Source organism: Acinetobacter sp. AG1, assembly GCF_001005525.1.
GTDB classification, from domain to species: Bacteria; Pseudomonadota; Gammaproteobacteria; order Pseudomonadales; family Moraxellaceae; genus Acinetobacter; species Acinetobacter modestus.
In genome coordinates this window covers 1-7303 of the sequence record NZ_LBMZ01000054.1, presented here as the reverse complement: position 1 = coordinate 7303, position 7303 = coordinate 1, and the positions used below count along the sequence as shown (strand labels likewise).

Annotated in this window: 5 protein-coding genes and 1 pseudogene; 1 reads left to right on the top strand and 5 read right to left on the bottom strand. The window is 38.7% G+C overall.

The annotated features are described in order from the left end of the window. Window positions 1–497: 497 nt before the first annotated feature. On the top strand, window positions 498–713 hold the full coding sequence (locus tag AAV96_RS00785) for a hypothetical protein (protein WP_004663393.1): 216 nt from the start codon (window positions 498–500) through the stop codon (window positions 711–713). A 133-nt stretch (window positions 714–846) separates the two neighbouring features. On the opposite strand, the gene AAV96_RS00780 is transcribed toward AAV96_RS00785, so the two are convergent. The 5 genes and pseudogenes from AAV96_RS00780 to AAV96_RS00760 form a co-directional block, all read right to left on the bottom strand. After that, complete coding sequence (locus AAV96_RS00780; RefSeq protein WP_046737934.1) at window positions 847–1368, bottom strand: acyl-CoA thioesterase; 522 nt, start codon at window positions 1366–1368, stop codon at window positions 847–849. A 220-nt stretch (window positions 1369–1588) separates the two neighbouring features. Next, a pseudogene (locus AAV96_RS00775) lies at window positions 1589–2213 on the bottom strand (MarC family protein). A 411-nt stretch (window positions 2214–2624) separates the two neighbouring features. Next, window positions 2625–3500, bottom strand: coding sequence for a hypothetical protein (locus AAV96_RS00770; protein ID WP_046737933.1), 876 nt, complete (start codon window positions 3498–3500; stop codon window positions 2625–2627). 288 nt (window positions 3501–3788) lie between these two features. Beyond that, entirely contained in the window at window positions 3789–5459 is a 1671-nt protein-coding gene (locus AAV96_RS00765; RefSeq protein ID WP_046737932.1) for a YadA-like family protein, read from the bottom strand. 60 nt (window positions 5460–5519) lie between these two features. Continuing rightward, the gene (locus tag AAV96_RS00760) at window positions 5520–7088 is read right to left on the bottom strand and encodes a YadA-like family protein (RefSeq protein WP_046737931.1); all 1569 of its coding nucleotides are present in this window, start codon (window positions 7086–7088) and stop codon (window positions 5520–5522) included. Window positions 7089–7303 lie beyond the last annotated feature (215 nt).

The window sequence follows — 7303 nt, the reverse complement described above, 5'->3', positions numbered from 1 at the left end:
TTGGGAGCAATAAACTTCACGATTTACTCGCATTAAAAATTTGTTTCATTCTAAAGAGAAAAATATGCGAAATAAAATAAAGAATAAAATTTATGAAATAATTCAATTAAAACAAAAATAGAGAGAATCCAATCACAAAATTAATCTAAAAATACTATTTAAAATTAAAATATAAATGTTTTATCCAATTATTAAACTATTTGCAAAAGAAAGCTCATGTTTAAAACACGTAAAATTTTAGATTATTTTTTAATCAAAAATACATATTTATATACATTTTATTGATAGGTTCAGGCATTTAACTTTACAAGCGCATCACAAAACCGCATTTTATGATGTTCCATTGTTAAGCTTATCGTAAAAGATTGTTAAGAATATTGCTGTAAAAAACTTAGGCACTTAGCATAAACCTCATGCAGAAATTCAAGATTTGTTCTCATTCATCTCTCGAATTGAAGCTGTAATTTTTTAATTAAGTTCAAATATGGATGCCAAACATGAAACTCATTAAGACTTTAATTGCGACAACATTTGCTTTAACAGCGGCAACAACATTTGCGGCTTCGGCTCATGACAAATCACATAGCACCAAAACCACAGAAGAGAAAGTCGTGGTATCAACTCAGGAGCAACCTGAAACTCTAAATCCAGCTACGACAGACACCACAGCAAGTGATGCAGCAACAACAGCTGCTCCGACCGCTAGTAAATAATTTGATCTTCAGGTTCCTCCAGACCCTTTAGAACAACATTTGTAATGATCTGACTCATCTTTACAAATAAAAAAAGATCGAACCATGCTGCGGTTCGATCTTTTTTTAGATCACTAGGAATGTGATGAATAAATCAACACTGGCTAGATTTCTTGAAAATACTGCAAGAAGGTTGCTGTACTTCTTGTAGACGTAGGTCTTTACGCTGTTCTGCAGCTTCGAAACGACAACGCTTCCAATCTGTATCTAATTTTAATGTCGGAACAATTTTAGGTTTACGCTCCTCATCCACAGCAACCATGGTGAAATAGCATGTATTGGTATGTCTGATTGTACGCTTTTGAATATTTTGTGCTTCTACACGAATGCCGACTTCCATAGAAGTACGTCCTACATGATTAACACTCGCTAAAAATGTGACTAATTCACCAACGTAAATTGGCTCTTTAAAATTAACTTTATCAACAGACAAGGTCACAACATAACTGCCTGAATAACGGCTTGCACAAGCATAAGCAACTTGGTCAAGCAGTTTTAAAATTGCTCCACCATGAACATTACCTGAAAAGTTTGCCATATCAGGTGTCATTAAAACTGACATTGTAAGCTCTGACTGATCATCAGGTGCTTGGTTCAATTGATCTAATGGATACATAGGAGAACTCATAGGAGAATACAACATGTGTATTATCGTTCATTCCTCAACGTAAAAATACGTATAAATGTATAAAACATCATCAACTATTTTTATGATAGATCGAAACATTATTTCAGTAGGATTACATATAGACCCTTTTTATTAGATTTTATCTAAAATTAACAATGTGTTATTAACTAGATAAATACTCATCATACAAAATTTTATATCTGACAATTTAATTTAAATTTGTAGATTGAATGAGTCCCATCACACCATTAACGATCATATCGACAGCAATTGTACCGATCAGTAAGGCAGATAAACGCCCCATAATGTCAAAGTAACGATCAATATACTTCGCATGCTTGTAGCGTAAATGATCGTGTCCGTATTTCATCGCGATAAGAATACTGCAAGTTAACGCCAATGTGAGGGCAATCACAGTAATTGCTCCTCCAAATGGAACACTCACGCCTGTGACAACCGCAGCACTAATTGTTCCCGGTCCGATCATAAAAGGCATAGCAATCGTACCTGCCAAATGCTCAGGAGCACCACGCATTTCACCGATTGTTTCTGCACCCTGAAACACATAACGATAACCAATTACAAGAAAAATTAATCCACCAAATATTTGGAAAGATTCAAATCTTACATTTAGATAGCGACTAAAAATATTCTCCCCCCCCCCATGCAAATAATGCAAAAACAGCAAAAGCAATTAAGCTCCCTTGAATCAATGCTTTATTAAATACTTTTACATCGGTATTCCGAATCATCCCGACCATGTAGACACTCATCAGGAACGGATTTAATAATGAAAAAAACAATGCAAATGCATGGATATAGGGTGAAAACATAAAACTCCCGTTATTACGATTAATACCTAAACTTTGTTCTACTTAAAGTAACTGAGAATAGAGTTTCAAAACGATTCCAACTGGTTGATCAAACAAAGAATGCATATGCTGCGATTCAACACTAAAAAACAGTATCACCGTCTGAATCTAACTATCTTCAATTAGTTAATTTTTAAAAACTCATAAGTGATACAGGCAAAAATGCGATCAAATAAACAGCAAAAAACTGATAAATAATTTTTATGAACCTTAAAATCCTAAAAAATAACCAGTTTGAATATGTTCGCATATTCATATTTCTTTAAATTTGTAGCGCTGTATATAACTAGTATTGAAAATGTAAAAAGGCGATAAAAATATTTATCGCCTTCTATTTCATAAAAAATACATTAAAAGTGAAAAGACATTCTTTTAAGGTTCATCACCTAAACCAAAACCGCCGAAAGTAGGACTTTCAGTATCACCCTCACCCAAATCAAAACCGCCAAAAATAGGAGGCTGATCTGTAGGATTGGTAGACGAATTATTATTCGATCCAGAATTATTATTTCCTGTACCCCCTGTACTTGATGTTGGAGGAGCACCATCTTTCGTTGAAGGATATTGGTCGATTAAAAGAATTGTACTTAATGGAGCGCACTGTGTTCGCTTACTCTCATTTTCATCATCGTAATTAGATGCATATAACTCTTTTGAGTACTGTGTATGATAGCTTGCTGTCCAGTTTTGTAAAATATTAGGTAAATTAAAAGAATAATAATATGTTCGAGATTCATTCGGCTGATAGGTATTCACCGTTTCATCATTTAAACAATAATCTGTTTGAGCTTTCTTAGATGTTTTTGTTCCTGTTAACTGAAAAGCAGCATCACAACTATTAATATATTCATACATTGGCGCTGATGTATTATTTTTAACAACTACTTTTAATTTATATCTCACCTTTAAACCATTATGGATACTTAGGAGATCCATTCTATCGCCCTGCACCATTGGAGAAAATGGTGCATAGTGACTAACAAACTGAATTGTACGTTCAATACCATCACAATTTTGCGTAACAGGATTAGGATATGCAACTGCATATTCTGCATCATCTTCCATTCGATCAGGATTAATATCTGGTTGAGGTTTTGGAACTGGACTTTCAGTTCCAACTGATAAACCACCTGTTCCTGTGCCACCTAAACTAACACCAACACTATAATTGCCATTTTCATCTGTACAACCTGTAAAGAACAACGTCCCCATTAACACCAAGCACATTTTGGAATGTATATCTGCCATTCATATTGCCCCAATCAACCTTATTCTCGATATTTTTGACAGATGATGTCCTATCACCTGTTTTATAGATTTCAAAATATTTTAACAGATACTTAAACCAACTAAATTGCTCAGAAATAACAATCTATCAATCAAATAAGCTGATTTAATCGAAAAATAAAAAAAGGTTACTTCCATGCTGAATAAAAGTAACCCAAGAGGAGCGAAAAAGAGAATTTGAGTTTTAAATTAGCCAATCCATAACACTCAAATTCTCTTAATTTGAATCTTCATTTAGATTATGCAGCTCTAGAATGAATAACTTAAACCAATCCGTCCTCCCACTTCATTCCCACCAGCAAAGCCCACAGCACCACTCAAAGAAACTCGATTCGCAATAAAAGAGGTCACAACACCCACTGAACCTGCTGTTTCCCCTTCGTAATGACCAACACCTGCAAATAAGGCAATTTGACCAGAACGGATATTCGGCACAGCTTGTTGTGCAGCTAATGCAATTGCTACACCGCGGTAAGCACTTTTCTCAATATCATCTAAACGACGGTTTGCTTGATCGATACGACCATCTAAACGATTCACCTCACTAGTGCGAGTTGCTGCCTCAGTATTAATACGATTCGTCAAAGCAAGATCAGCATCAGCGCGAGCTGCTGCTTCAGCCGCATCACCAGCGATACGCGCCTGCGCTTCAGCATTAACTGCACTAATACGAGCCGCTTTTTCTGCATCATCACCTGCTATACGTGCTGCTTTCTCTGCTTCATCACCTGCTATACGCGCTGCTTTTTCAGTTGCATCTGCTGCTGCACGTAATTGAGCTTCATTATCGATGGCTGCTGTACGAGCAACAATTTGTGCTGCATCAGCATTCGCACGCTTTTGTGCTTCATCATTCAGTGATGACTGTAATGCAGTATCTCCTGCTGCACGTGCTGTAGCCTCTGCTGCAATTGCATTTATTGCAGTCGTATCAGCCGCAATACGTTGCTCTTTCTCTGTTGTTAATAAACCATCAGCAGTAGTGATAAGTTCAGCGCCAGAAGTTAGACCTGCAATCGCATCATTCAACTGCGATACGTTAATGGCATCTTTATCATCCACACCATCCGTCACCTGCGTAATACGGCGAATTGCACCACCGAGTAAACCACCAACACTGACCGTATTTTCGCTACTTGCTCCTTGGCCCTGTGTATCAGAACCATAGCCTATCGCAACAGAGTTCTTATCATCAGCAATAGATGTACCTGGAATACCGGCTGCACCTGCACCACCAGAACCTAACTGAATTGAATCTTCAGTAGTCGCTGTCGCATGACTACCAATCACGATAGAATTCAATCCAGAACCCTGTGATTGAGCACCAACGCGCACCGCATTTTTACCGCCTGTTTCTGCGTTATAGCCCAGAGTCGTTGCATTTTCGGCATTTGCCCATGTTTCGCTACCAATCGCAGTAGCACCATTACCACCTGTCCAAGCAGCGTGCCCTAAAGAACTTGCTTGCTGGCCCGCGACCACACTACCACGACCTACCGCAGTTCCACTTTCATCATAAACGTGCTGGCTATTACCGAGGGCGACACCTCCTGCTTTTTCCGTAATAACTGTGGCACCAAGTGCAATACCATTATTAGCATTAGCTTGAACATGTGTGTCACGGCCCAAAGCAATAGAGGAATCACCAGTGGCATCATTTGCTGAACCAGCAGAAAAACTATCTTTGCCCATAGCATTGCTGTTATAACCTAACCCAACACTGGTATTATCAACATCATTGAGCTGCCCCAAAATAACACCATTTGCTGTCGATGGGACATTGGCATAATTCGTTTCCCCTCCCATCGCATTACTCAAACCAGTGCCTGTTCCTGTTGGTCCTTCCCATACAGGTGCCGCATACGCATGACTTGTCATTAAGGCAACTGCAATTACTGATAATTGAAAAGCTTTTTTCATTACATCATCCTTCTTATTGTGACTAAATTTGACTCAGTTTTTAATATAACTAAGCCCAACTTAGTTCCCTCCGATGACATAAGCGACGCCAGCACGACCGCCAAATTTCCCACCATCAGCAACACCTACTGCACCACTTCCAGAGAAACGGTCACTAAATGATGTCACAACACCAAATGCACCAGCAGCCTCTCCTTCGTAATATCCGACTCCCCCAAATACAGCAACTTGCCCTGGCTGAATGCTTGGAATCGCTTGTTGTGTTGCTAAAGAAATCGCAATACCACGATTTGCAGTGGTTTCAACATGATCTAAACGTGTGTTTAATTGATCAACACGTCGATCTAAACGGTTAACTTCAGAGATACGAGTTGCTGTTTCAGTATCAATCCGTTTTCCTAAAGCAATATCGGCATTGTTACGTGCTGTTGCTTCAGCAGCATCTCCTGCAATACGAGCATCTTTTTCAGTATTAATTGCTGCAATACGTGCTGCTTTTTCTGCTTCATCACCGGCAATTCGTGCTGTTGCTTCAGCTTCGTCTCCCGCTATGCGTGCTGCTTGTTCGGTTGCATCGGCATTAGTACGGAGTTGAGCTTCGTTATTGATTGCAGCTGTACGTGCAGTCGCTTCATCGGCATCTGCTTTTGCTCGAAGTTGTGCTTCATTATCAATTTTTGCTTGTAAATCAGCATCACCAGCCTCACGTGCAGTTTTTTCAGCAGCTAATTTATTTGCTTGATCAGCATCACCTGCTTCACGTGCAGTTTTTTCAGCGGCGATTTTATTATTAATTGCATCAAGATCTGCTTGACTTGGCGCTGTATCAACACTCGCAAGCGCATCTTTTAATTGTTTGACATTCACGGCATCATTATCGCCAATACCATCAGCGACCCAAGTCATACGACGATCACCAAGTGAAACAGTATTTTCCACATCATTGACTGTACCGGCCCCAATTGCCACAGCACCTTTAGCAGTTGCTTTTGCACCGTTACCAAGTGCAATTGCGCCTTCTGCGCTGGCTTCAGCAGTATTACCAATGGCAATCGAATTTAGACCACTCGCAGTAGCATTACTACCTGTTGCAATTGCATTGTTCGCTGTCGCCTGAGCGCCATATCCAAGACTTGTTGCATACTCACCAATTGCCTGTGAAGTAGAACCAACCGCAGTTGAACCTACTCCGTCTACTTTAACGCCGTCACCAAAAGAGCTAGCGTACTGACCTTTCACATCACTATTGCCACCAATCGCTGTAGATTGACTGCCATTAATAACAATATTATTGCCAACAGCGGTACTACCTGCTCCTGTCACCTCATTATTACTACCTAAAGCAACTGCATACTGATCATGCGTTGTGTTGTTATTCCCGATGACAGCAGAACCAAATCCATCTACTGTGTTGCCTGTTCCACCAACGAACCCTTCATTGCCCGTCGCATTATTATTCGAACCAACAACTGTAGTGTTTCCAACATTATTATTTGAACCGACAACTGTGGTATCTATACCGCCAGTTATCGAATTACTGTTATCTCCACTAATATTCGTGTTTGCTGCATATACATTCGCAGCCAATAAAGCTGTTGCTATCACTGATAATTTAAAAGTTTTTTTCATTAGGTTGTCCTTTTGCAAACTCATTAATTGTTGATAAATATTGATTTTTAAAGAATTAAAAACTCACATCTCTGCATTATGTGGTATGAATCATTAAAATCAATATTTAATGTGTAATCTGCACATATTTAAAAAACTAACATATACTTTTAGTGCACGCAATAGTGCAGAATTTTTTACACAAAAAGCTTTATTTAGATTTAAATAATTAATTT